23 protein-coding genes are annotated in these 23,069 nt (G+C 55.5%); 15 read left to right on the top strand and 8 right to left on the bottom strand.

Annotated elements, in window-relative coordinates:
* The first annotated feature begins 71 nt into the window (after positions 1-71).
* Positions 72-1,241, top strand: a complete 1,170-nt coding sequence (locus tag GRPL_RS06840) for a M20 aminoacylase family protein (RefSeq protein ID WP_032700157.1) — start codon at positions 72-74, stop codon at positions 1,239-1,241.
* Between the two features lie 26 nt (positions 1,242-1,267).
* A complete protein-coding gene (locus GRPL_RS06845) occupies positions 1,268-2,659 on the top strand; it encodes an MFS transporter (protein ID WP_032695892.1) in 1,392 nt (463 codons plus the stop codon).
* Here GRPL_RS06845 and pspF read toward each other — a convergent pair.
* Positions 2,650-3,648, bottom strand: a complete 999-nt coding sequence (pspF, locus tag GRPL_RS06850) for a phage shock protein operon transcriptional activator (protein WP_162180101.1) — start codon at positions 3,646-3,648, stop codon at positions 2,650-2,652. The two genes, GRPL_RS06845 and pspF, sit on opposite strands and share 10 nt — an antisense overlap.
* Before the next feature lie 162 nt (positions 3,649-3,810).
* Here pspF and pspA point away from each other — a divergent pair, with 162 nt between their 5' ends.
* The 8 genes from pspA to GRPL_RS06890 all read left to right on the top strand — a co-directional run bounded on the left by pspA (position 3,811) and on the right by GRPL_RS06890 (position 11,022).
* Complete coding sequence (gene pspA / locus GRPL_RS06855; RefSeq protein WP_004861156.1) at positions 3,811-4,476, top strand: phage shock protein PspA; 666 nt, start codon at positions 3,811-3,813, stop codon at positions 4,474-4,476.
* Between the two features lie 146 nt (positions 4,477-4,622).
* The gene (gene pspB / locus GRPL_RS06860; protein ID WP_004861160.1) at positions 4,623-4,847 is read left to right on the top strand and encodes an envelope stress response membrane protein PspB; all 225 of its coding nucleotides are present in this window, start codon (positions 4,623-4,625) and stop codon (positions 4,845-4,847) included.
* On the top strand, positions 4,847-5,206 hold the full coding sequence (gene pspC, locus GRPL_RS06865) for an envelope stress response membrane protein PspC (protein WP_004861164.1): 360 nt from the start codon (positions 4,847-4,849) through the stop codon (positions 5,204-5,206). Before pspB ends, pspC begins: the two co-directional genes overlap by 1 nt.
* Positions 5,207-5,225: 19 nt before the next feature.
* A complete protein-coding gene (pspD, locus tag GRPL_RS06870) occupies positions 5,226-5,444 on the top strand; it encodes a phage shock protein PspD (protein ID WP_004861166.1) in 219 nt (72 codons plus the stop codon).
* A 214-nt stretch (positions 5,445-5,658) separates the two neighbouring features.
* The gene (locus GRPL_RS06875) at positions 5,659-7,056 is read left to right on the top strand and encodes a YcjX family GTP-binding protein (protein ID WP_015584552.1); all 1,398 of its coding nucleotides are present in this window, start codon (positions 5,659-5,661) and stop codon (positions 7,054-7,056) included.
* Positions 7,053-8,114, top strand: coding sequence for a YcjF family protein (locus GRPL_RS06880; protein WP_032688072.1), 1,062 nt, complete (start codon positions 7,053-7,055; stop codon positions 8,112-8,114). The genes GRPL_RS06875 and GRPL_RS06880 overlap by 4 nt, the downstream gene beginning before the upstream one ends.
* A 197-nt stretch (positions 8,115-8,311) precedes the next feature.
* A complete protein-coding gene (tyrR, locus tag GRPL_RS06885) occupies positions 8,312-9,853 on the top strand; it encodes a transcriptional regulator TyrR (RefSeq protein ID WP_032688071.1) in 1,542 nt (513 codons plus the stop codon).
* 113 nt (positions 9,854-9,966) lie between these two features.
* On the top strand, positions 9,967-11,022 hold the full coding sequence (locus tag GRPL_RS06890) for an AbrB family transcriptional regulator (protein WP_032688070.1): 1,056 nt from the start codon (positions 9,967-9,969) through the stop codon (positions 11,020-11,022).
* 77 nt (positions 11,023-11,099) lie between these two features.
* Here GRPL_RS06890 and tpx read toward each other — a convergent pair whose 3' ends face one another.
* A complete protein-coding gene (gene tpx / locus GRPL_RS06895; protein ID WP_032688069.1) occupies positions 11,100-11,606 on the bottom strand; it encodes a thiol peroxidase in 507 nt (168 codons plus the stop codon).
* 103 nt (positions 11,607-11,709) lie between these two features.
* On the opposite strand from tpx, the gene ycjG reads away from it, so the two are divergent.
* A complete protein-coding gene (gene ycjG, locus GRPL_RS06900) occupies positions 11,710-12,675 on the top strand; it encodes an L-Ala-D/L-Glu epimerase (protein ID WP_032700156.1) in 966 nt (321 codons plus the stop codon).
* Here the strand turns inward: ycjG and mpaA are convergent.
* Positions 12,666-13,379, bottom strand: coding sequence for a murein tripeptide amidase MpaA (gene mpaA, locus GRPL_RS06905; RefSeq protein ID WP_032688064.1), 714 nt, complete (start codon positions 13,377-13,379; stop codon positions 12,666-12,668). The genes ycjG and mpaA overlap by 10 nt on opposite strands.
* Before the next feature lie 188 nt (positions 13,380-13,567).
* Between mpaA and GRPL_RS06910 the strand changes: the two genes are divergently transcribed.
* Positions 13,568-15,187, top strand: coding sequence for a peptide ABC transporter substrate-binding protein (locus GRPL_RS06910; RefSeq protein WP_032695894.1), 1,620 nt, complete (start codon positions 13,568-13,570; stop codon positions 15,185-15,187).
* A gap of 319 nt (positions 15,188-15,506) precedes the next feature.
* Here GRPL_RS06910 and GRPL_RS06915 read toward each other — a convergent pair whose 3' ends face one another.
* From GRPL_RS06915 to GRPL_RS06920, 3 genes are all read right to left on the bottom strand, one after another.
* Positions 15,507-16,055, bottom strand: a complete 549-nt coding sequence (locus tag GRPL_RS06915; RefSeq protein ID WP_128320393.1) for a helix-turn-helix transcriptional regulator — start codon at positions 16,053-16,055, stop codon at positions 15,507-15,509.
* Between the two features lie 1,106 nt (positions 16,056-17,161).
* Positions 17,162-17,281, bottom strand: a complete 120-nt coding sequence (locus tag GRPL_RS27855; RefSeq protein WP_137056547.1) for a small membrane protein — start codon at positions 17,279-17,281, stop codon at positions 17,162-17,164.
* Between the two features lie 522 nt (positions 17,282-17,803).
* Complete coding sequence (locus tag GRPL_RS06920) at positions 17,804-17,998, bottom strand: hypothetical protein (RefSeq protein ID WP_032700154.1); 195 nt, start codon at positions 17,996-17,998, stop codon at positions 17,804-17,806.
* Positions 17,999-18,421: 423 nt separating this feature from the next.
* Here GRPL_RS06920 and GRPL_RS06925 point away from each other — a divergent pair, with 423 nt between their 5' ends.
* Both GRPL_RS06925 and GRPL_RS06930 read left to right on the top strand, forming a co-directional pair.
* Entirely contained in the window at positions 18,422-18,841 is a 420-nt protein-coding gene (locus GRPL_RS06925) for a translesion error-prone DNA polymerase V autoproteolytic subunit (RefSeq protein ID WP_032700174.1), read from the top strand.
* A gap of 2 nt (positions 18,842-18,843) precedes the next feature.
* Complete coding sequence (locus tag GRPL_RS06930) at positions 18,844-20,109, top strand: Y-family DNA polymerase (RefSeq protein ID WP_032688059.1); 1,266 nt, start codon at positions 18,844-18,846, stop codon at positions 20,107-20,109.
* Positions 20,110-20,221: 112 nt separating this feature from the next.
* On the opposite strand, the gene GRPL_RS0125860 is transcribed toward GRPL_RS06930, so the two are convergent.
* Together GRPL_RS0125860 and GRPL_RS06935 are read right to left on the bottom strand one after the other, a co-directional pair.
* A complete protein-coding gene (locus GRPL_RS0125860; RefSeq protein WP_032700153.1) occupies positions 20,222-20,533 on the bottom strand; it encodes a hypothetical protein in 312 nt (103 codons plus the stop codon).
* Positions 20,534-20,750: 217 nt separating this feature from the next.
* Complete coding sequence (locus GRPL_RS06935; RefSeq protein ID WP_032700152.1) at positions 20,751-21,734, bottom strand: NAD-dependent epimerase/dehydratase family protein; 984 nt, start codon at positions 21,732-21,734, stop codon at positions 20,751-20,753.
* 94 nt (positions 21,735-21,828) lie between these two features.
* On the opposite strand from GRPL_RS06935, the gene GRPL_RS06940 reads away from it, so the two are divergent.
* Positions 21,829-22,737: a LysR family transcriptional regulator gene (locus GRPL_RS06940; protein ID WP_032688056.1), complete on the top strand. Its 909-nt coding sequence runs from the start codon at positions 21,829-21,831 to the stop codon at positions 22,735-22,737.
* Positions 22,738-23,069: the final 332 nt, after the last annotated feature.

Below are 23,069 nucleotides of genomic sequence, written 5' to 3'. Positions count from 1 at the left end.
CAGCGCATCGTGGGCTTTTTAACCGCATAAACTCGAAAGTGTCGCGCAAACCCAATGAAGGAATAACAAAAATGACACATCCACTTATTGAGGCATTACAGGTTAATGAAGCGCAGTTTATCGCCCTGCGTCGCCGTTTCCATCAACAGCCGGAGCTCGGCTTCGAAGAACATCAAACCAGCGATGAAGTCGCACGCCTGCTGGCCGAATGGGGCTATGAGGTGCATCGTGGTCTGGCGGGAACCGGCGTGGTCGGGACATTAACCGTCGGCAGCGGACAGCGTCGCCTTGGTCTGCGCGCCGACATGGACGCGCTGCCGATGCAGGAGGCGAGCGGTAAAGCCTGGGCCAGTCAGGTCGATGGCCGTTTTCACGGCTGCGGCCATGACGGGCACACCACCACGCTTCTCTACGCCGCCGAGTATCTGGCGCGCACCCGGCAGTTTAATGGCACGCTACAGCTGATTTTTCAGCCCGCCGAAGAGCTGCTGTACGGTGGGCGGGTCATGGTAGAAGACGGCCTGTTCGACAAATTCCCCTGCGACCGGATCTTTGGTCTGCACAATATGCCGGGGCAGGCGGTGGGTAAAATTGGTCTGCGCGACGGCGCGATGATGGCCTCCTCCGATACCCTGCATATTGAGGTCAAGGGGGTGGGCGGGCACGGGGCGGTACCGGAGCATACCGTTGACGCCACGCTGGTTGCCTGTCACATCACGCTGGCGCTGCAATCCATCGTTTCGCGTAATATCACGCCATTTGAACCGGCGGTGGTGACCGTCGGCAGTATTCAGGCGGGACATGCGCCAAACATTATCAACGATAAGGTACTGATGAAGCTGACGGTCCGTACTCTGAACGAGCAGGTACGTGAAACGGTCCTGCAGCGCATCCACGATATTGCCGTTGCCCAGGCGGAAAGCTTTAACGCCACGGCCACCTTAACCCATGTCAACGGCAGCCCGGTGCTGAAAAACGATCCTGCCGCGAATCAGATGGTGCGCGAGGTGGCGACATCGCTGTTTGGCGCAGCGCAGGTCGGGGAGGTGAAACCGTTTATGGGCAGCGAAGATTTTGCCTTTATGCTCGAACATAATCCGAACGGGTGTTATTTCACTATCGGCGCCGGAGACGAAGCCGATCGCTGCATGGTGCATAATCCCGGATATGATTTTAACGACGAGATCCTGCTCAAGGGCGCGGCGCTGTGGTGCGGCCTGACGGAACATTATCTGCGCTAACGACCCGCGACCGGGAGGACCCTATTATGAGCTCCGTATCTCTGACCGACACCCCGTTTGTCGGCACCGATCGTCTGCTGGCGGGCATCGTGCTGAGCGTGCTGACCTTCTGGCTGTTTGCCCAGTCGGTCATCAACGTCGTGCCGGCCATGAAAAGCAGTCTGGATATTTCCCTTGAGACGCTGACGCTCGCCGTCAGCCTCAGCGCACTTTTCAGCGGTTGCTTTGTTGTCGCCAGCGGCGGGCTGGCGGATAAATTTGGCCGGATGCGCATGACCCATATCGGCTTAGGATTGAGTATTGCCGGTAGTGCGCTGCTGATCGTGGCCCAGGGACCATGGCTGTTTCTCGCCGGGCGGGTTTTACAGGGGCTGTCGGCGGCCTGCATCATGCCCGCGACCCTGGCATTGATCAAAACCTGGTATGAAGGCAAGGCCCGTCAGCGCGCAGTAAGCTTCTGGGTTATCGGTTCATGGGGCGGTAGCGGGCTGTGTTCATTCGTCGGCGGCGCCATCGCTACCGGTCTCGGCTGGCGCTGGATCTTCGTCTTTTCCATTGCCGTCGCGCTGGTGGCGCTGATGCTGCTGCGCGGCACGCCGGAAAGCCGTAGCGCCGGCGCGCAGCAGCAAAAACTGGATATCAGCGGTCTGTTGAGCCTGATCGCCTCGCTGGTACTGTTGAATCTGTTTATCAGCAAAGGGCACGGCTGGGGCTGGAGCAGCGGCCTGTCGCTAACGATGTTTGCCGGTTCGCTGCTGGCGGCAGGGTTTTTCATCCGCAGCGGCCTACGTAAAGGGGATGCCGCGCTGATTGATTTTGCGCTGTTTCGCAACCGGGCCTACAGCGCCGCCGTGCTGTCAAACTTTCTGCTTAACGGCGCGATTGGCACGATGATGATCACCAGTATCTGGCTGCAAAAAGGGCACAATATGACCCCGCTGGAGACCGGCGGCATGACCCTGGGCTATCTGGTGACCGTTCTGGCGATGATCCGCGTGGGGGAAAAGCTGCTGCAGCGCTACGGCGCCAGGCTGCCTATGATGACCGGGCCGCTGTTAACCGCGGTGGCGATTGTACTTATCTCCTGCACCTTTCTCGATAAGTCGCTCTATATCGTCACCGTCTTTCTCAGCAACGTGCTGTTTGGCCTCGGGCTGGGGTGCTATGCGACACCGTCTACCGATACGGCGGTAGTGAACGCGCCGGAAAACAAAGTGGGCGTCGCCTCGGGGATTTACAAAATGGGCAGCTCGCTGGGCGGGGCGATGGGCATTGCGGTGACGGCGTCACTTTTTGCGCTGTTTTTACCGCTCGGTATGGCCAGCGCCGCGCAGTATGCGCTGTGGTTTAACGCGGCGATGTGCCTGGGAGCAACGGTGGTCAGCGCCCTGATGCTGCCGCATAGCTCTCACAGCTGATGTTTTTTGAGCAGCGCCCGCAGCTGGTGGTAGGTTAACCCGAGCAGCGCCGCCGCCTGTTTCTGATTGTACTTCGCCTGCTGCAGACTCGTCTGCAGCAGGTTTTTTTCTTGTTCCTGCTGAAAGGCCCGCAGATCCACAGGCAGCGTTGGCCCGGCGGGATGCGCGGCAACGTCTGCGGCGGGCGACTGAAGCGGCTGATGTTGATGGAAAGGATTAATGATGATGTTATCCAGTTCGCTGTCGCTGGTCCCGTGGCGATACACCGAGCGCTCCACCACGTTTTTCAGCTCGCGAATATTCCCCGGCCAGCGGTAGCCGAGCAGCGTTTCGCGGGCGCGGTCGCTGAAGCCGGGAAACAGCGGCAGCCCCAGTTCGCGACACATCTGGATAGCGAACTGATTCGCCAGCAGCATAATGTCGCTCTGTCTGTCGCGTAGCGGCGGCAGTTGCACCACATCGAAGGCGAGGCGGTCGAGGAGGTCGGCGCGGAAATGGCCGTCCTCAACCCTCTGCGGCAGATCGGCGTTGGTCGCGCAAACCAGACGCACGTTAACCTGCAGCGGCTGACTGCCGCCCACGCGCTCCAGTTCGCCATATTCAATCACCCGCAGCAGCTTTTCCTGGACCAGCATCGGTGCTGTCGCCAGTTCATCCAGAAACAGGGTTCCACCGTCGGCGCGCTCAAAGCGCCCCGGATGACGCTTGCTGGCGCCGGTAAAGGCGCCGGCTTCATGGCCAAACAGTTCGCTATCCAGCAGATTTTCATTCAGCGCCGCGCAGTTGAGGGAGATGAACGGTCCCTGCCAGCGCGAAGAGAGAAAGTGCAGGCGGTTGGCGATAAGCTCTTTACCAGTACCGCGTTCACCAATAACCAGCACCGGTTTGTCCAGTGGCGCCAGCCGCGACACTTGTTCCAGCACCTCGAGAAAGCTGTTCGCTTCGCCGAGCAGGTTGTCCTTGTATTCCGCCATGATGAAATTCGCCATTTATTCGTGTGATTCACCAGGCTACTGTAGCAACCCGTTGTGCAGATAACAACCACTCCTTTTAAAATCAATAAGATAAAAAGTTGGCACAGGATTTGTATTAATCAGCGTAAGTATCATCGCAGGCCACGGCCTGAAATCAGAACTATGAGGATCAACGTTATGGGTATTTTTTCTCGTTTTGCCGACATCGTGAACGCCAACATCAACTCCCTGCTGGAGAAAGCGGAAGATCCGCAGAAGCTGGTGCGTCTGATGATCCAGGAGATGGAGGATACGCTGGTCGAAGTCCGTTCAACTTCGGCGCGTGCGCTGGCGGAAAAGAAACAGCTGAGCCGCCGAATTGAACAAGCGCTTGCCCAGCAGGCCGAGTGGCAGGAAAAAGCTGAACTGGCGCTGCGTAAAGATAAAGAAGATCTGGCGCGTGCCGCGCTTATCGAAAAACAAAAGCTGACCGACCTTATCGGCAGTCTGGAAAATGAAGCGCAGATGGTTGACGAAACGCTGACGCGGATGAAAAAAGAGATTGGCGAGCTGGAGAATAAACTGAGCGAAACCCGCGCTCGCCAGCAGGCGCTGACACTGCGTCATCAGGCGGCCAGCTCTTCCCGCGATGTACGTCGTCAGCTGGATAGCGGTAAAATTGATGAAGCGATGGCGCGTTTTGAATCCTTTGAACGCCGCATCGATCATATGGAAGCCGAAGCGGAAAGCCATGGTTTTGGTAAACAGAAAACGCTGGATCAGCAGTTTGCCGACCTGAAAGCGGATGATGAAATCAGCGCCCAGCTGGCGGCGTTGAAAAGCAAAATGAACCAAAACAACTAATGGCAGAGGCCAGCGCCTTCAGAACTGGTGGGCCGGATAGGGCGGGCGCAGCTAAAGCCGGTCGTGAGCCGATGCCCCGACGTTCTGAAGGATAATGCGTTGCGGCGCTGCTATGCGCCGCCGTTCACTCACCGTAAGGAGTACACATGAGTACGCTTTTTATTGCCATACCTCTGACGCTGTTTGTGCTGTTCGTTTTACCGGTCTGGCTTTGGCTGCACTACAACAACCGCACCGCGAGCGGCAGCTTATCGCAGAATGAACAGCAGCGTTTGCTGCAGCTGACCGACGATGCAAAGCGCATGCGCGAACGTATTCAGACGCTGGAGGACATTCTTGATGCCGAACATCCGAACTGGAGAGACAAATAATGGGCGGACTGGATCTGAATAAAAAACTGTGGCGCGTGCCGCAGCACGGCATGGTAAAAGGCGTCTGCGCCGGTATCGCGCAGTATCTGGATGTGCCGGTCAAGCTGGTACGACTGATTACCGTACTGGCGATGATCTTTGGCCTGTTTTTCTTTGTGGTGGTGGCGTACATCATCCTGACGTTCGCTCTTGACCCGATGCCGGAAAGTGAATTGTACGGCGAGAAAATGCCGACCAGCGGTGAGCTGCTGGCCGCGGCGGATCAAGAACTGGCGGCCAGCGAACGCCGCCTGCGCGAAATGGAACGCTATGTCACGTCGGATACCTTTACGTTACGCAGCCGTTTTCGCCAGCTCTAACTGAAATCTGAGGTCACGCATGAATATAAAATGGCAGCAGGCAGGGCAAAAAGTGAAACCCGGCCTGAAAATCGCGGGTAAGCTGGTTCTGCTGACCGCGTTACGTTATGGCCCGGCGGGGGTTGCCGGCTGGGCGGTGAAATCGGTGGCGCGTCGGCCGTTAAAAATGTTGCTGGCGGTGGCGCTGGAACCGTTGCTCAGCCGTCTGGCCAACCGTTTTGCCCGCGGGATGAAATGATTTATCGAGGCGATGCGCCAGGCGTATCGTTGCGACGTCCACGGGGTGGACGGGTGAGGTCGCGCAGGCACTCCTGCGCGCGCCTGGCGCGCAGCGACTGAGGTGAATGCCATCAGCCGTCAATCTCCCGCAGCGCTGGCGGGAATCTTTCTACTTATCCTCACCTAATAGCTTATAATCAAAGCACTTTCCTTCAGAGCATAACAGGATGGCAATGAAGCGATTCAAAACTGAATTCAATGCGCTGGTGAACCGTGGCGTTGACCGCCATTTGCGTCTGGCGGTCACCGGCCTGAGCCGCAGCGGTAAAACCGCCTTTATCACCGCGCTGGTCAATCAACTGCTGAATATTCACTCCGGGGCACGCCTGCCGCTGCTTAGCGCGGTGAGAGAAGAGCGCCTGCTTGGCGTCAAACGGGTTCCGCAGCGTGATTTCGGCATTCCGCGTTTTACCTATGACGAAGGGCTGGCGCAGCTGTACGGTTCGCCGCCGGTCTGGCCGACGCCGACCCGCGGGGTAAGCGAAATTCGCCTGGCGCTGCGCTACCGCTCCAGCGAATCGCTGCTCCGCCATTTTAAAGAGACCTCCACGCTGTACCTGGAGATCGTCGATTATCCGGGCGAGTGGCTGCTTGATTTACCGATGCTGGCGCAGGATTACCTCAGCTGGTCGCGGCAGATGACCGGCCTGCTGCAAGGGCAGCGTGAGGCGTGGTCCGCTCGCTGGCGTCAGCTCTGCGACGGGCTGGATCCGCTGGCGCCGGCGGATGAAAACCGTCTGGCGGAGATTGCCGCCGCGTGGACGGAGTATCTGCATGCCTGCAAACGAGAAGGACTGCACTTTATTCAGCCGGGGCGCTTTGTGCTGCCGGGAGATATGGCCGGGGCGCCGGCCCTGCAGTTTTTCCCCTGGCCGGATGTCGACGCCATCGGCGAAGCGAAGCTGGCCCAGGCGGATAAACACAGCAACGCCGGAATGCTGCGTGAACGCTTTAAATATTACTGCGAAAAAGTGGTGAAGGGCTTTTACAAAGACCACTTCCTGCGCTTTGACCGCCAGATCGTGCTGGTGGACTGCCTGCAGCCGCTGAACAGCGGCCCGCAGGCTTTCAACGATATGCGCCTGGCGCTGACTCAGCTGATGCAGAGCTTCCATTACGGCCAGCGAACCCTGTTCCGCCGTCTGTTTTCCCCGGTGATCGACAAGCTGCTGTTTGCCGCCACCAAAGCCGATCACGTCACCGTCGATCAGCACGGCAATATGGTTTCTCTGCTGCAGCAGCTGATTCAGGACGCCTGGCAGAACGCCGCGTTCGAAGGCATCAGTATGGATTGTCTGGGGCTGGCATCGATCCAGGCGACGCAGAGCGGGTTGATTGAGGTTAACGGCGAGAAGATTCCCGCGCTGCGCGGAAATCGCCTGAGCGACGGTCAGCCGCTGACCGTCTACCCCGGAGAGGTTCCGGCGCGCCTGCCGGGTCAGGCGTTCTGGCAACAGCAGGGGTTTCAGTTTGAGAATTTCCGTCCGCAGGTGATGGACGTCGATAAGCCGCTGCCGCATATTCGCCTGGATGCCGCGCTTGAATTTTTGATCGGAGATAAATTGCGATGAGCGAACCCTTAAAACCGCGTATCGATTTCGACGGTCCGCTGGAAGCGGAGAAAATGGAAGCGCTGAAATCGGCCCGCGCCTTTGACGGCGCAGAGGCGGCGAAATTTGCCCCGGCGCGAGTCGACGCGCTGGAGGAAGACGAGGGGGCGGCAGAAGCGGTAGTCGAATCGGTTCTGCGGCCGAAACGGAGTTTATGGCGACGCATGGTCAGCGCCGGTCTGGCTATTTTTGGCGTCAGCGTCGTGGCGCAGGGCGTACAGTGGACAATGACCGCCTGGCAAACCCAGGACTGGATTGCGCTGGGCGGCTGTGCGGCGGGAGCGCTGATTGTCGGCGCCGGTGTCGGGTCGGTCGCCACCGAATGGCGGCGGCTGTGGCGTCTGCGCCAGCGGGCCCACGAGCGCGATGAGGCGCGGGATTTGATGCACAGTCACGCGGTCGGAAAAGGGCGCGCGTTTTGCGAGAAACTGGCGCAGCAGGCCGGGCTGGATCAGGCGCATCCCGCGCTGCAGCGCTGGTATGCGGCGATTCATGAAACGCAAAACGACCGGGAAGTGGTCAGCCTGTATGCGCAGCTGGTGCAGCCGGTGCTGGATGCCCAGGCGCGGCGGGAAATCAGTCGTTCGGCGGCGGAGTCCACGCTGATGATTGCCGTCAGCCCGCTGGCGCTGGTGGATATGGCCTTTATCGCCTGGCGTAATTTACGCCTGATCAACCGCATCGCCACGCTGTATGGCATTGAGCTGGGTTATTACAGCCGCCTGCGTCTGTTCCGCCTGGTGCTGCTGAATATTGCCTTTGCCGGCGCCAGCGAACTGGTGCGGGAAGTGGGCATGGACTGGATGTCGCAGGACCTGGCGGCCAGACTTTCGGCACGTGCGGCGCAGGGGATTGGCGCCGGACTGCTCACGGCGCGTCTGGGGATTAAGGCAATGGAGCTGTGCCGCCCGCTACCGTGGATCGCTGACGACAAACCGCGGCTGGGCGATTTCCGTCGTGAACTGATTGGTCAGCTGAAAGAGACGCTGCAAAAAAGTAAAAGCGGCCCGCAGCCCTGATCGCCTTCTGATAACCGCCGGGCGACCGGCGGTTTTAACGTCGCTCCCCCGACTGCCGGGGCTTTGAACGGATATCTTTACGCCATAACGGCCGTTTTTCCGCCATGCTGTCAATAATTGTTGACAGCTATCTTCACGCCAGCAAATAACTGTCCTATTATTCATCCGTCATTGGCCTTTTTAGGGTGAATACTCCCATGCGTCTTGAAGTCTTTTGTGAAGACCGTCTTGGTCTGACTCGTGAATTGCTTGATTTGCTGGTGCTCCGCGGTATCGATCTGCGCGGCATCGACATTGATCCCATTGGCCGAATTTATCTTAATTTTGCCGAGCTGGAGTTCGCCAGCTTCAGCAGCCTGATGGCGGAAATCCGTCGGATCGCCGGCGTGACCGACGTGCGTACCGTGCCGTGGATGCCGTCGGAACGTGAACACCTGGCGCTTAGCGCGCTGCTGGTGGCGATGCCGGAACCGGTGCTGTCGCTGGACACCAAAGGCAAGGTTGAACTGGCGAACCCCGCCAGCTGCCAGCTGTTTGCGCAGAGCCAGGAGCGGCTGCGCAATCATCCGGTCGCTCAGTTAATTACCGATTTTAACGTCCAGCGCTGGCTGGAGAGCAGCCCGCAGGAGTCGCATAGCGAGCATGTGGTGGTTAACGGCCAGAATTTTGTGCTGGAAATCACCCCGGTCTACCTTGAAGGCGAACACGGCGAACGGGTCCTGACCGGCGCGGTGGCGATGTTGCGTTCCACCGTCCGTATGGGGCGTCAGCTGCAAACCATGACGACGCAGGACACCAGTGCCTTCAGTCAAATCCTCGCCGTCGGCCCGAAAATGCGCCATGTCGTCGAGCAGGCCCGTAAGCTGGCGATGCTCAGCGCGCCGCTGCTGATCGTCGGCGATACCGGAACCGGCAAAGATTTATTCGCCCACGCCTGCCATCTGGCCAGTCCGCGGGCGAACAAACCCTATCTGGCGCTGAACTGTGGCTCCATCCCGGAAGATGCGGTGGAAAGCGAGCTGTTTGGCGACGCCATTCAGGGTAAAAAAGGCTTCTTTGAGCAGGCGAACGGCGGTTCGGTCCTGCTGGATGAAATCGGCGAAATGTCGCCGCGGATGCAGACCAAGCTACTGCGTTTTCTCAATGACGGCACCTTCCGGCGCGTCGGGGAGGATCATGAAGTTCACGTCGACGTGCGGGTCATCTGCGCGACGCAGAAAAATCTGCTGGAGCTGGTGCAGAAGGGATTATTCCGCGAGGATCTCTACTACCGCCTCAACGTGCTCACCCTCTACCTGCCGCCGCTGCGCGACTGTCCGCAGGATATCATTCCGCTGACGGAGCTGTTTGTTTCACGGTTTGCCGACGAGCAGGGGATCCCGCGACCGAAGCTTTCCGCCGACCTCAGCACGGTGTTGACCCGCTATAGCTGGCCCGGCAACGTTCGCCAGCTGAAGAATGCGGTTTATCGCGCGCTGACCCAGCTCGAAGGCTATGAGATGCGCCCGCAGGATATTTTGTTGCCGGATCACGATGTGGCTTCACTACCGGTTGGCGAAGAGGCGATGGAAGGGTCGCTGGATGATATAACGCGTCGCTTTGAACGCTCGGTACTTACCCAGCTTTATCGCAGCTTCCCGAGCACGCGTAAGCTGGCGAAGCGCCTCGGCGTATCGCATACCGCGATCGCCAACAAGCTGCGTGAATACGGTCTGAGCCAGAAGAAAGGCGAAGAGTAGGCGCAATCACCGGCGGCTCAGGTGGCCGGTGACAACCGGGTGCCATAGAGGCTTCTGCCTGTCGCCGGCTTCTGTATATACTCAGTTTTCTTCATCTTTTTCCAGGAATACGGATGTCAACTTCACCGGGTCATCTGCTTCAGTGGATGAAACTGCTGGGACTCTCTGCCGGACTCTCTGGGGTCCTGTTTGGTCTGCACCTGCCTGCGGCATTGCTGCTGGGGCCGATGATCGCCGGGATAACGTTGAGTCTGCGCGGGGCGAACATTCGCGTTCCGCGCCCGTTTTTTATTGCCGCTCAGGCCATTATCGGCTGCATGATCGCCCGCACGCTGACCCCCTCTATTTTTAGTGTCCTGATCGGGCACTGGCCGCTGGTGCTGCTTATCCTCTTCTCCACGCTTGCCGTCAGCGCGCTGACGGGATGGCTGCTGGTGCGTTATAGCGCGCTACCGGGCGCGACCGGCGCGTGGGGCAGTTCGCCTGGCGGAGCGTCGGCCATGGTGGTGATGGCGCAGGAGTACGGCGCCGACGTGCGGCTGGTGGCTCTGATGCAGTATCTGCGGGTACTGTTTGTCGCGGGTGCGGCGGCGCTGGTGGTACGTTTTGCCCTGGGCGGCGATGCGCAGGCGCTGACCCAGCAGATCGTCTGGTTTCCGCCATTGACGTGGCAGCTGCCGTGGACGCTGCTGCTGACGATGGTTGCGGGATGGCTGGGGCTGAGGATGCGTTTCCCGTCCGGCGCGATGTTATTCCCGATGCTGGCGGGCGCGGTGGTGCAGGGGGAGGGCTGGTGGATGCTGGAACTGCCTGAATGGCTGCTGGCGCTGGCGTATGCTGCCATTGGCTGGAGCGTTGGGCTAAAGTTTAATAAAGAGATCTTCCTGCTGGCCCTGAAGACGCTGCCGCAGATTATCGCCTCCATTATCGGCCTGATTGTGGTTTGTGCGCTGTTGGCGCTGGGCGTGACCCAGGTGCTGCCGCTCGATTTTATGACCGCTTATCTGGCGACAAGCCCCGGCGGGCTGGATACGGTGGCGATCATTGCCGCAGGTACGCGGGCGGATATGTCGTTTATCATGGCGATGCAGACGCTGCGTCTGTTTACCATTTTGCTGACCGGCCCGATGATGGCGCGTTTTATTTCACGTTATGCGCCGCAGAAATAAATAAGCCTCCGCATAGCGGAGGCTTAACGTAGCCGGAAGGCTGGCGGTGACGCCATTTTCCGGGATAGCTTATGGTCTTAGCCTTTCAGCGAAGCCAGGGCCGCATCGTAGTCCGGCTCTTCGGTGATTTCGTTCACCAGCTGGCTGTAAACAACCTGGTCATTTTCATCAACAACGACCACCGCACGCGCGGCCAGACCGGCCAGCGGGCCGGCTGCAATGGCGACACCGTAATCGGCCAGGAACTGCGGTGCGCGCAGCGTGGACAGCGTGACGACATTGTTCAGACCTTCCGCGCCGCAGAAGCGAGACTGAGCGAACGGCAGGTCGGCAGAGATGCACAGTACAACGGTGTTATCCAGCTCGGAGGCCAGTTGGTTAAATTTACGAACCGATGCCGCGCAAACGCCGGTATCGATGCTCGGGAAAATATTCAGTACTTTACGTTTGCCGGCGAACTGGCTCAGCGCGACGTCAGAGAGATCTTTGGCGACCAGCGTAAACGGCTGCGCGGTAGCGCCAGCCTGCGGAATGGTGCCCTGAACAGAAACGGGGTTGCCCTGGAAATGCACGGTTTGTGACATGTTTATCTTCCTGTTTACATATAGTTAACGTCACGGATAGTGTATGACATCCGTTATCGGCACGGCAAATCCTATTTAATGTTTCCCCTGGAGGAACCTGGGAATGCGAAACCTGCGAGTGTACGAAGAAGCCTGGCCGTTACATACGCCTTTTGTGATTGCCCGCGGCAGTCGCAGCGAGGCGAAGGTGGTGGTGGTGGAAATTGAAGAGGACGGCGTAAAAGGCGTTGGAGAGTGCACGCCGTACCCGCGCTATGGGGAGAGCATTGCGTCAGTCATGGCGCAGATCCTCACCATTGGCGAGCAGCTGGAAAGCGGCATAACCCGCGAACAGCTCCAGCATCTGCTGCCGGCAGGGGCAGCGCGCAACGCCGTAGATTGCGCACTGTGGGATCTGCAGGCCCGTCGCGTCGGGAAGACGATTCCGCAACTGCTGGGGATCGGGCTCCCCAATCGGGTGGTGACGGCGCAGACGGTGGTGATCGGTACCCCTGAACAGATGGCGGCCAGCGCCGCCGCGCTGTGGGAGAAGGGGGCCAGGCTACTGAAGGTGAAACTGGATAATCATCTGATCAGCGAACGGCTGATTGCCATTCGCAACGTGGTGCCAGAGGCGACGCTGATAGTGGATGCCAATGAATCCTGGTCCGGCGATGGCCTGGCGGCGCGCTGTCAGCTGCTGGCGGATATCGGCGTGGCCATGCTCGAACAGCCGCTTCCGGCGGACGCCGATGACGCGCTGGAAAACTTTATTCACCCGCTGCCTGTCTGTGCCGACGAGAGCTGCCACACCCGTGATAGCCTGCCGCAGCTGCGCGGGCGCTATGAGATGGTGAATATTAAGCTGGATAAAACCGGCGGCTTGACCGAAGCGCTGTTTCTGGCGCAGGAGGCCGGGGAGCTGGGGTTTGAACGTATGCTGGGCTGCATGCTTTGCACGTCGCGGGCCATTTCCGCGGCGCTCCCGCTGGCGCCGCTGGCGCGTTTCGCCGATCTGGATGGCCCGACCTGGCTGGCGATGGATGTTGAGCCGGCGCTGCATTTCAGCACCGGAGTGCTTCATCTCTGAGCGTGCCAGCGCAGCAGATCCATCATCGCCGACAGATGCTTTTCCGTCGCTTCGTCGGCCGAGACGGGCGGAAACTCGGCGGTGATGCAGGGCAGGCCGATATCGGCGCACCAGCTGCCAAAAGAGCCGGGGGTTTCGTAACCGACGCTGCCGACCAGCGGCAGGGCAAAAGCCTCGGCCAGCCACTGTCCCAGCTCGCTGTGGCCGGGATCTTCAATGCAGGCCAGCGGATCGTGGAAGGAGACAACCCACGCCGGGTGGATCTGATGGATCAGCTGGCACAGTGCCTGCGTTTCCGGTTCTGAACCGGGCTTTTCGCCGGTCAGCAGTACCACGTCGCGCTGTTCTGCCGCGCTATTCCAGCGATACACCGTTTCCCCTTCTTTCCAGTTTGCTGCGGGGAAGTTGCGGTTCAGATCGACGCCGCGGGCGTTGGCCCGTAGCCCCAGTTGACAGCCATCGGGATTCACCGCCAGCACGACGTGATGGCGGCGTAATTCCGGCTTCAGGGTACGCAGCGCGCAGGAGAGCGTCACGATCGATGAGTTTTCATCGCCGTGGGTACCGGCAAGAATCAGGCCGCTGCGGCTGTCCGCCAGCGGGGCGGGGAACCAGAGCAGCGGCGCGCCAAGATGTGACTGACCATAGCGCTGCGTACCGGGCGGAAAGGCGCCGCGTAGGGGGCGAGGACGGGAAACGGGCATAGGGCATCCTGTTAGCAGGTTATTTTCTGCAGTGTTGTGTAAAAGCCTCCCGGAATCAAATAGTTTCCTGAGGCGGCTAAATCAGTAGACAGGTCAATTTTCTATCACAAGCCGTTTGCAATTTCAGGTGATGAAACAAATAATTATCGCTCTGCCAGCTCTGGTTCTTTTATTTTAAAGGGGATCTCATGAAGTATCCTGTCACATTGACATGCGGCGCGCTGTGGTTAGCCAGCGTTTCTTCTCTTGCCTGGGCGGCGGATGTCCCCCAGGGAACCGTATTAGCCGAAAAGCAGATGCTGGTACGGCATATTAAAGATGAACCCGCATCCTTAGATCCCGCCAAAGCCGTTGGTCTGCCGGAAATTCAGGTGATTCGCGATCTTTTTGAAGGTTTAGTCAACCAGGATGCGAAAGGCAATATTATCCCAGGCGTGGCGACCCGCTGGCAGAGTAATGATAACCGCGTCTGGACGTTTACGCTGCGCGATAACGCGCGCTGGTCCGATGGCTCACCGGTGACGGCAGAGGATTTTGTTTATAGCTGGCAGCGTCTGGTCGACCCGAAAACCACCTCGCCTTTCGCCTGGTTCGCCGCGCTGGCGGGGATCAGCAACGCGCAAAATATTATCGACGGTAAAGCTGCGCCGCAGACGCTGGGCGTCACCGCCGTTGATGCGCGTACCCTGCGCGTGCAGCTGGATAAACCGCTGCCGTGGTTCAGTAACCTGACGGCCAGCTTCGCGTTTTATCCGGTACAGAAAGCCAACGTGGAGAGCGGTGCCAACTGGACGCGTCCGGGCAATCTTATCGGCAACGGTGCTTACGTTTTAAAAGATCGCGTGGTTAACGAAAAACTGGTGGTCGTCCCAAACAGTCACTATTGGGATAATGCGAAAACGGTCATTCAGCAGGTGACGTTTGTCCCGATCAATCAGGAATCCTCGGCAACGAAACGCTATCTGGCCGGCGATATTGATATCACCGAGTCTTTCCCGAAGAATCTGTATCAGAAATTGCTGAAGGATATTCCGGGTCAGGTGTATACGCCGCCGCAGCTGGGAACCTATTACTACGCCTTTAATACCCAGAAAGGTCCTACCGCCGATGAGCGCGTGCGTCTGGCGCTGAGCATGACTATCGACCGTCGTCTGATGGCGGAGAAGGTACTGGGAACCGGCGAAAAACCGGCCTGGCACTTTACGCCGGACGTGACCGCCGGGTTTACACCGCAGCCGTCGCAGATGGAAAGCATGAGCCAGGCCGAGCTGAATGCTCAGGCCAAAGCGTTATTGCAGGCGGCAGGCTACGGTCCCGGTCGTCCGCTGCAGCTGACGCTGCTGTATAACACTTCGGAAAACCACCAGAAAATCGCGATTGCGGTTGCTTCGATGTGGAAGAAGAATCTCGGCGTGGATGTGAAGCTGCAGAATCAAGAGTGGAAAACTTATATCGATAGCCGCAATACCGGCAATTTTGATGTGATTCGCGCTTCATGGGTAGGGGATTATAATGAGCCTTCCACTTTCCTGTCGCTGCTGACCTCGACCCACAGCGGGAATATCTCCCGTTTTAACGACCCGGCTTATGACAAGATTCTGAGCCAGGCGGCGCTGGAAACCTCGGAGAAAGCGCGCAATGATGATTACAATGCGGCGGAAAAAATCATCATGAGTAAAGCGCCTATCGCCCCGATTTACCAGTATACCAACGGGCGGTTGATTAAGCCGTGGCTGAAAGGGTATCCGATTAATAACCCGGAAGATGTTGCCTATAGCCGTACGATGTATATCGAAAAGCACCCGTAATTGTTACCTCAGCACCGTTTAACAGGGCGCGGTTATCCGCGCCCTGTTTTTTGGCAATATTGATGGACTGACGGCACGTGCTGACGTTGTGTCAGAGGGGGGAGACATCTCCCTTTTGCGCAGGCCCATGCTGATCTTGTCGCAGCAACAGTATAAATATCAACGTATAGGGGGCTCATTACCGCTATGTTAGCGTCGCGCAGGGGACAGGAGCGGAAGACTATGACTTTTTTAGAGTGTAACCGATATATTTATTAATATGATGTAAAAGCCAGATGCGTCTCTGATTCATCGTTTATTAGCACGGACGCAGGCCATATTATGACTCACTTCTTTTTCTGGCAAACAGATTGGCAAATTTTTGCAGTTCCTGCTTGTTGGCGAGGTTAAATTTATTCATTACATTTCTTTTGTGTGAAAATACTGTTTTATAGTTCATGCTTAATTTTTTGGCAATATCGGAAGTATTTAATCCGATACTGGTGGCATAGAGAATTTTTAGTTGTATCGCGGTGACCGATTTACACTGGCAGTCAAGACACCTTCTGAGGCTACATGATGCTGATTCATCTGTGGTTTTTATGCTGTTAACATCCAGTGCTTTTGCAATGATCTTTTTGATATTGATAAGCAAATCTTTTTCGTAAATAAAAACAGAACCTTTAATACAGTTGGGGAGCGGATTTTTTATAATGGGTCCCTTTTGTGGATGAATGATGAAAATTCTCGCGGCATCGCCTCTGTTATTTAGCGTGTCATGACATAAGGAAAACTCTCCCGCGACCATTTCTGTAATGATGATATCGGCGGCGCTGATATTTTTTATATTGTAGGTGAAGTCATAAGTGATGTTTTCATTCTCGGCCATGATATCTTCAATTAATTTTATCATAGCAAGTCTGAAATAAATGTTTTTTATATTAAGTAAAATTTTAGTCATTAGTATTCACAGTCAATAGTCAGGGCAGGATATGATAATGTTGTGTTTTTTATAACTTTTCTTTTGTTAATGCATTGCAGCTAAGATATTTCACTAAGATTATCTTTGCAAGAGGTGTGGCAAAAATGAGATACAGGCTTGCTTTGATAAGAAAAATCCTATTAAACAATGAATTAATACGTTGTAATAGTTTGTTTTGGTTTATTTTAAACAAAATGTCTGCCGCTAGTCAGAGAGCAGTGTTGAGGAAAACAATATTTCTGGGGTTGATAAAAAAATGGGGAGTGAGCGTTATCTTGATTTTATGATTTGTTTTATGAATCGACGGTCAGGCTTAGTCAATACCGGTAAAGATAATGTGCAAGGGCATTGCTGTGGGTAACAATTGTGTCGGAGTGTGAAATAGCATGGGTGATAAATATGCCTGAACTCACTCTGGTCGATGCGACAGGGGAGAATTGATTGCGCCTGTGCCTGGAATACACCGGGATTCTCTTATGACATCGCGAATGGTGTCGCAAGTACCATGCTCTTTCTCATGACGAAAGGAGATAGAAATGGGCACGTTAATGACATCATATAAGAACGGCGACACGGCGTTGACCACTCTGCGGTAAAGTCAGACCGACCTGACTGGATTTGGCCGGCTCTGTCTTGCTAATGTCTCGGGAAGGGGGCGGAGGGATGACACCGGCGGGTGAACTCAGGTGGCCAGCAGCAGACCACCGTGAGGACAAACAGCATTTTAATTTCGCGGCACGGCCTGTCAGCACCAATCATACCGTCAGTGTTGATAAGGTCGCTAAATAACTATCTTGATTAACCCAAGAGAAATTAAAATCTTATTAATGCAATATTATTAATTGGATTTGCTTATGCGTAATTTTGCTAAAACTCATGACCTGTGCGTTTAAAGCGACGTCAATCTTTGACGCGATATCGCGTTAAACTAGCCATGTCAGACTCTCGATCATTAAGTTAAATTCACTTTAGAAAGTTCACAGATGCGTGCCTCTCCTGTTGTGGCTTTGTTATTAACGCCTTTTTTTGAACGTAAACTGCTGCTTTTTTCTGTCTTTGATATAGGAAACGAGAGAAAAAACAGCAACCAGAAGCAGTACTATAGCTAATACTAAAAAGAATAAGTTTGCCATGTGGTTTAGTCCCCGAGAAGTTCATGGATATTCTTGCTTTTATGAAAGCGAATCTACTCCAGGATTAAGAAAAATCCTAACTAAATATTTTAATGGAATGTGAAAAAAGTTTTTTTAATTCTGTTTGCTCTGTTGGTGCGAGATTTTATGCCAATTGCGCCCCGATGGCGTAGCATTATATGGTCATTGATAATGGATTTTTCGCTCAAAAACATCGGATACACCGTGGTTGGTCTGTGAGGCAGATAAGCAGAAAAAGAGGCCGCTAGCAGGTGATATCTGATTAATAACTCACTGGAAATGGCAATCGTGCGGCGTGGCGGAAGCTTTAGTCAAAAATGCGGCTGCAGGCCTCGTGGGAGACCTGCTGAAGTGGACTGTTTAGCACAATACGCGCGTGGATCGCGCGCGACAGCCCTCCGCGAGCGGGTAATGGCGGGCTGTTGATTGGTAAACGCTCACCGGGGGGCTGTGCCCGAATGAGAAATAAAGACGTATGACGTATGCGGATTCCGACCGGCGTCAATCCACGTTATTGAAGTAGTCCCGCGCAACGGCTTCGACGCGCTTAGAATCAATACCGGTTTTTTCGGTAATCAACTCAATGAACTGCTTGAACTTATCGCTCATGACATTGCCGCCGTCCCAATGGGCGACGTAGAAGCGGCACTCATAGCGATAAAAGTGGAGGGTGGTATCTCCTAACGTGTAATACATAAGAATCTCCAGTTCAGTATCTCGGGTACATCGCCGGTATGATGGGGATAGCGATGGCCCATAACGGTCGGTTGCACAAAGACTATCCTCCTCCCAATCGGCGGAAATTTCCAGAGATGCGACTTACTCTTTGCCAATTTTCTGGTCACTTCGTCTGCCGGTGCTCTTGTTTGTGGTGGGCAGGCAGAGGCCATCTGACGAGTGATATATCTTCGCGCGCTGGCCGGTGACCGTCGCTTTGCTTTATCGTCCGGTTTTTCTCACGGTTGCCCTGTAAACCAGAGCTTTCCCTTAAGCAGAAAGAGTCGTTATTAAATCAGAGGGATACGCGGCCAGTACTCCGTTATCACGCCAGCAGCCCTTGATTTCTCTCATCGATTGATAATACTGTATATATATACAGTATTATCAATGGTGGTTATCATGCCGTTTTTCACACCTGCCGACCTACGCCAGATAGTGGCGTTGCCTTTGTTCAGCGATCTTGTGCCATGCGGCTTTCCGAGCCCGGCACAGGATTATGTCGAGCGGCGCATTGACCTGAATGAACTGATGATTCAGCACCCTAGCGCGACCTATTTTGTGAAATCCACCGGCGATTCAATGATCGACGCCGGAATTGGCGAAGGGGATTTGCTGGTGGTGGATAGCTCCCGTAAGGCTGAGCATGGCCATATCGTTATTGCCGCGGTCGATGGCGAATTTACCGTTAAGCGCCTGCAGCTGCATCCCGTGGCGATGCTTAAGCCTGAAAACAGCGCCTATTCCCCGATCGTGATTGGCCGCGAAGATCGGCTGGACATTTTCGGGGTAGTGACCTACATCGTGAAGTCGGTGGGCTGATCATGTTTGCGCTGTGCGATGTGAATTCGTTTTATGCCTCTTGTGAAACCGTTTTTCGCCCGGACCTGAAGGGGCGGCCCGTGGTGGTGTTATCCAATAACGACGGATGCGTTATTGCGCGTTCTGCCGAAGCGCAATCGCTGGTGAAAACCGGCGAACCGTACTTCAAACTGAAGGATCTTTTCAGGCGTCACCGGGTGGTTTGCTTTAGTAGCAACTATGAACTCTACGCGGACATGTCCAATCGGGTGATGACCACGATCGAGGAGATGTCTCCCCGCTGCGAAATATACTCTATTGATGAGATTTTTTGTGACCTTACCGGCGTGCGCCACTGTCGCGATCTGACAGAGTTTGGCCGCGAAATCAGAGCCACGGTTCTGCAACGCACGCATCTGACGGTTGGGGTGGGTATCGCCCAGACCAAAACCCTGGCCAAACTGGCGAACCATGCGGCAAAAAAATGGCAACGGCAGACCGGAGGGGTGGTCGATCTGTCAAATATTGAGCGTCAGAGGAGGCTCATGGCGGCATTATGTGTCGGTGACGTCTGGGGCGTAGGCCGGCGGATTGCGAAAAAACTGGAAGGGCTGGGCATCAAGACCGTCCTGCAGCTGGCAGACACCGATATTCGCTTTATCAGAAAGCATTTCAACGTTGTGCTGGAGAGAACCGTGCGTGAATTACGCGGCGAGCCATGTCTTGAACTGGAAGAGTTCGCTCCGATCAAACAGGAGATTATCTGCTCCCGTTCCTTCAGCCACTACATCATGGAATATGAGGAGATGCGGCAGGCGATTTGCAGCTATGCCGCTCGGGCTGCGGAGAAACTGCGTAGCGAGCATCAATATTGCCGCTTTATCTCCGCGTTTGTTAAAACCTCGCCATTTGCGCGCAACGAGCCGTATTACAGCAACAGCGCATCCTTTAAACTGCTGACGCCGACCCAGGACAGCCGGGATATTATCGGTGCGGCGATACGCTGTCTGGATGCCATCTGGAAAGATGGCCTGCGCTATCAGAAAGGGGGGGTTATGCTGGGTGACTTTTATAGTCAGGGGGTGGCGCAGCTTAACCTGTTCGATGAAAATGCGCCGCGACACAACAGCCAGAAGCTGATGGCGGTGTTGGATCGTCTTAATGCGAAAGAGGGGCGCGAAACGCTTTATTTCGCCGGGCAGGGTATTCAGCCGCAGTGGCGGATGAAACGGGAAATGCTTTCGCCGAGATACACCACGCGATATGCCGATCTGCTCACGGTTAAGTGATAATCCTCAGGGCAGTACCTGTCGCTTGTGCCAAAAGTGAACGCTGAGAAGTCGAATTTTTGCAAGATGATGACCATTCCGGGTTACCGATAAGGTTGCCCCGGAAATGGAGCTAAAGCGGTGAAATGGCTTCTACAACATGCTGAAAGACGTAGGGGTCGGAAAGTAGCTCAAATTCTTCATCATCTGGATAAGTAACCGCGACTTGATAGTTTTCTCCAGCAAAGGCTTTCACCGACGGTAAATCCTGCCAGTAAGTTGCCAGAAAGAAGTGCTCCCGATCGCCCTGGGTTTCCCTGCGCACAAATGTACCTCTGTTCCCCTCGATACTCCTTGAGTGCTCCACGCCCGTCCTCTGAAGATGATTCGCAAAACCTTCTGCGTGTTTAAGCGGAACACAACCGTGCCAGGTCCTTACAATCATAAGCTTTCCCTCATTTAACCACAGAATATCACCATACCACCTAAAGAGAGCTGGATGGGCAATTTGCGGCGCATGTTCGCGCAATCCGTACAATATTTATCCGGATTAAGCCGTGCGTCTCTCCTGCCGGGCCGCGCCTCGATCCAGGAAAACGGTATGTTCTCTGGCGCTGCCTGTCTCGGGCCAGGAGAGAACTCAAAATACTGCGCTGACCCGTTCACGAAGGCGTTTCTGGCGTATGATTAAGGCAGCCCAGACCAATTAAGGTCTGGTGTACGGCCTCAATAAGTGGGGTATGCGGTTCGTGGCCCAGAAAATCGATCAGTTTTGTATTGTCCAGCCGTATTGGCTGTTGCCACAAATATCGCATCTCCAGCATTTCATGCAGCGTGGTATTGAAAGGGGACATCGCAAAGATGAGCCACCAGGGAAACGAGGTTACCTTCGCTTTAACCCCGGTAAGTTGCGCGACATGCTGTATGGCTGCGGCCATCGCCGTGCCATCGGGATCCCAGTGTCCACGCATATGAAAACAGGCAAACGGTTCGAGTTGATCCCGACGCGCTAACAGCGCTGCCAGGGTCCTGGCAACGTCCGGCAGCCAGGCCCACTGATGGCCTGTCCCGGCTTTGCCCGGGTTTTTAATTATCTGCGGGCGTTGTCCCGGTTTGATCCATCCCTGTGAAAACCAGTTATTGCCTGCGTCAGGGCCAAAGAAGTCACCTGCCCGCAAAATCAGCACCTTCCCGCCACGCTGCGCGTAGGCTAACAGCGCCTTCTCCATTTGCACCCGTATAGCCCCTTTTCGGGTGACGGGATTTTGGGGAGCGTCTTCCCGCAAGAGAGGAAAGGCGTCCGGACCGTAGTTGTAAACGGTGCCCGGGAGAACGATTAATGCACCATTTCGCTCCGCTGCATGGATGGTGTTATGTAACATTGGCAAAACCAGTTGTTCCCAGTTTCGATAACCCGGCGGATTAACGGCGTGGACAATCACACTACACGCTGACGCGGCAGACGCGACCTGCTCTGCATTCAGCGCATCACCGCTTATCCACGTTATACTTCCGTGCTCTTCATTCTGCGGGGCGTGGCGGCGCAATGCATGAACATCCCATTGATCGCGGACGAGCTGACGGGCGATTTCTCCACCGATCCCGCCTGTGGCGCCGAGTATGAGTACCTTGTTTTTGCTTTTCATCGTGTTACCTCTGCCGGATGCCTGCTTGACAGCGTAGTGCTTGCGCGAGCTAAATGTAATTGCATGACATCAGAGAGCAGGTATGCATTTTTGTATGAAGCTAAACATTCCATGGGAATGGTATCGAACCTTCCTGGCGGTGATGAAAGAAGGCTCCCTGTCGGGGGCCGCCCGTATGCTTGCCATTACCCAGCCCACCGCGGGACGCCACGTGGCGGCGCTGGAATCAGCACTGGGTCTGGTATTGTTTACACGCTCTCAGACGGGCCTGCAGCCCACGGATGCAGCCGTCGCGCTGCAAGGCCATGCGCAAGCAATGGAAAACACGGCCAGTATGATTGAGCGATCGGCCGCCAGCTTCAGCACCCGCACCGCCGGATTGCGTGGCGTGGTGCGTGTTTCGGCGAGCGAAATTATCGGCACAGAAGTTCTGCCTCCCCTCATTGCGCAAATTAAAGAGGCTTACCCGCAGGTTACAATTGAACTGGTTTTATCTAACCGGATTCAGGATTTATTGAACCGGGAAGCGGATATTGCAGTACGCATGACCACGCCGGTGCAGGAGCAACTGATTGCACGGCGGATGGGCAGTATCGAAATTGGTCTGCATGCCGCACCTTCCTATCTGGCACGGCATGCCGCACCGGAAAGTATGGAGGCGTTGTTCACGCATACGCTGGTGGGTTTTGATAAAACAACGCCATTTATTTTACAGGCCCTGAAACACTATCCTCAGCTGCATCGTGAACTATTTACCGTGCGCACTGACAGCGATGTGGCGCAGTTGAACCTGATTCGCGCAGGTGCTGGCATCGGTATATGTCAGGTTCAACTGGCCGATTTTCCTGTGCAGTTACAGAGATTGCTGCCTGATTTCTTTGCCTTTCATCTCGATACCTGGCTGGTAATGCATGAGGATCTTCGCCACAGCAAGGCCTGTAAAACGGTATTCGATATTCTTGCCGAGGGGTTGCGGGCTTATATCGCAAAGGCGAAAGCGTGATATCCCCCATACCTCCCGGGCCACAGAAGCGCACTCTTTTATTTTCGCAGAGTTACCGACAGAACCGCATTCTGCAATCAGCAGCACAAGACCGGGGAGGAGGGGGCTCACATGCCGGGGAGCCCACTCAGATTCTGCATTTCAATATCCGCAGCCTGAAGGCGACTGCTGAAAAGGGGGATTATCTGGCGACGTTGGCAGCCCCGGGGCGTTATGTGCGGATCGGTAGCGATCGGCTTCTGGTCTGTTTTCTGCTGATGTGCAATGGCTGAAGGCGCAGAAGCTGGAATAAATTTCTATTCGCGTGATATGAAGAAAATTGGAATGGTTCA

The organism is Klebsiella planticola ATCC 33531, from assembly GCF_000735435.1.
GTDB classification, from domain to species: domain Bacteria; phylum Pseudomonadota; class Gammaproteobacteria; order Enterobacterales; family Enterobacteriaceae; genus Klebsiella; species Klebsiella planticola.
This window is presented reverse-complemented; position numbering and strand designations above follow the sequence as displayed.

Coding starts and splice junctions, on each gene's coding strand:
- GRPL_RS06840 (WP_032700157.1), top strand. CDS start 72: ATGACACATCCACTTATTGAGGCATTACAGGTTAATGAAGCGCAGTTT.
- GRPL_RS06845 (WP_032695892.1), top strand. CDS start 1,268: ATGAGCTCCGTATCTCTGACCGACACCCCGTTTGTCGGCACCGATCGT.
- pspF (WP_162180101.1), bottom strand. CDS start 3,648: ATGGCGAATTTCATCATGGCGGAATACAAGGACAACCTGCTCGGCGAA.
- pspA (WP_004861156.1), top strand. CDS start 3,811: ATGGGTATTTTTTCTCGTTTTGCCGACATCGTGAACGCCAACATCAAC.
- pspB (WP_004861160.1), top strand. CDS start 4,623: ATGAGTACGCTTTTTATTGCCATACCTCTGACGCTGTTTGTGCTGTTC.
- pspC (WP_004861164.1), top strand. CDS start 4,847: ATGGGCGGACTGGATCTGAATAAAAAACTGTGGCGCGTGCCGCAGCAC.
- pspD (WP_004861166.1), top strand. CDS start 5,226: ATGAATATAAAATGGCAGCAGGCAGGGCAAAAAGTGAAACCCGGCCTG.
- GRPL_RS06875 (WP_015584552.1), top strand. CDS start 5,659: ATGAAGCGATTCAAAACTGAATTCAATGCGCTGGTGAACCGTGGCGTT.
- GRPL_RS06880 (WP_032688072.1), top strand. CDS start 7,053: ATGAGCGAACCCTTAAAACCGCGTATCGATTTCGACGGTCCGCTGGAA.
- tyrR (WP_032688071.1), top strand. CDS start 8,312: ATGCGTCTTGAAGTCTTTTGTGAAGACCGTCTTGGTCTGACTCGTGAA.
- GRPL_RS06890 (WP_032688070.1), top strand. CDS start 9,967: ATGTCAACTTCACCGGGTCATCTGCTTCAGTGGATGAAACTGCTGGGA.
- tpx (WP_032688069.1), bottom strand. CDS start 11,606: ATGTCACAAACCGTGCATTTCCAGGGCAACCCCGTTTCTGTTCAGGGC.
- ycjG (WP_032700156.1), top strand. CDS start 11,710: ATGCGAAACCTGCGAGTGTACGAAGAAGCCTGGCCGTTACATACGCCT.
- mpaA (WP_032688064.1), bottom strand. CDS start 13,379: ATGCCCGTTTCCCGTCCTCGCCCCCTACGCGGCGCCTTTCCGCCCGGT.
- GRPL_RS06910 (WP_032695894.1), top strand. CDS start 13,568: ATGAAGTATCCTGTCACATTGACATGCGGCGCGCTGTGGTTAGCCAGC.
- GRPL_RS06915 (WP_128320393.1), bottom strand. CDS start 16,055: ATGGCCGAGAATGAAAACATCACTTATGACTTCACCTACAATATAAAA.
- GRPL_RS27855 (WP_137056547.1), bottom strand. CDS start 17,281: ATGGCAAACTTATTCTTTTTAGTATTAGCTATAGTACTGCTTCTGGTT.
- GRPL_RS06920 (WP_032700154.1), bottom strand. CDS start 17,998: ATGTATTACACGTTAGGAGATACCACCCTCCACTTTTATCGCTATGAG.
- GRPL_RS06925 (WP_032700174.1), top strand. CDS start 18,422: ATGCCGTTTTTCACACCTGCCGACCTACGCCAGATAGTGGCGTTGCCT.
- GRPL_RS06930 (WP_032688059.1), top strand. CDS start 18,844: ATGTTTGCGCTGTGCGATGTGAATTCGTTTTATGCCTCTTGTGAAACC.
- GRPL_RS0125860 (WP_032700153.1), bottom strand. CDS start 20,533: ATGATTGTAAGGACCTGGCACGGTTGTGTTCCGCTTAAACACGCAGAA.
- GRPL_RS06935 (WP_032700152.1), bottom strand. CDS start 21,734: ATGAAAAGCAAAAACAAGGTACTCATACTCGGCGCCACAGGCGGGATC.
- GRPL_RS06940 (WP_032688056.1), top strand. CDS start 21,829: ATGAAGCTAAACATTCCATGGGAATGGTATCGAACCTTCCTGGCGGTG.